The organism is Nocardia sp. TBRC8007, assembly GCF_056629435.1.
On sequence record NZ_JBWSOR010000158.1, the window covers coordinates 1 to 466 of the forward strand.

The 466-nt window shown below is 71.9% G+C and carries 1 protein-coding gene; it reads left to right on the top strand.

The genetic code is table 11. From position 1 onward, the window contains the following. On the top strand, positions 1 to 466 hold a 466-nt coding region (locus ACX4ZE_RS23080; RefSeq protein WP_480275567.1), incomplete at both ends, for a phosphopantetheine-binding protein.

A 466-nucleotide genomic window follows, 5' to 3' on the forward strand; every position in this document is an offset into this window, starting at 1 on the left:
CCTCGGGGGTGGCGTATCGGGCACCACGCACGGCGCGCGAACAGGCGCTGGCGGAGTTGTTCGGGGAGGTCCTCGGGGTGTCCCGGGTCGGGCTCGACGACGACTTCTTCGACCTGGGCGGACATTCCCTGTCGGCGACCCGGCTGGTGAGCCGCATCCGGACCGTCCTGGGGGTGGAGGTCCCCATCCGGACGGCGTTCGACGCCCCCACCATCGCCCGGCTGGTCCCGCACCTCGACGACGAGGTGGTGGTGCGGCCGGTGTTGGCGGTGGCCCAGCGGCCGGAGCCGATGCCGGTGTCGTTCGCGCAGCGACGGTTGTGGTTCCTGCACCGGTTCGAAGGCCCCTCGGCCACCTACAACATCCCGTTGGGGGTGCGGTTGACGGGGGCGGTGGACGTGGCGGCGTTGCGGGCGGCGCTCACCGATGTGGTGGGACGACACGAAAGCCTGCGGACGGTGTTCGC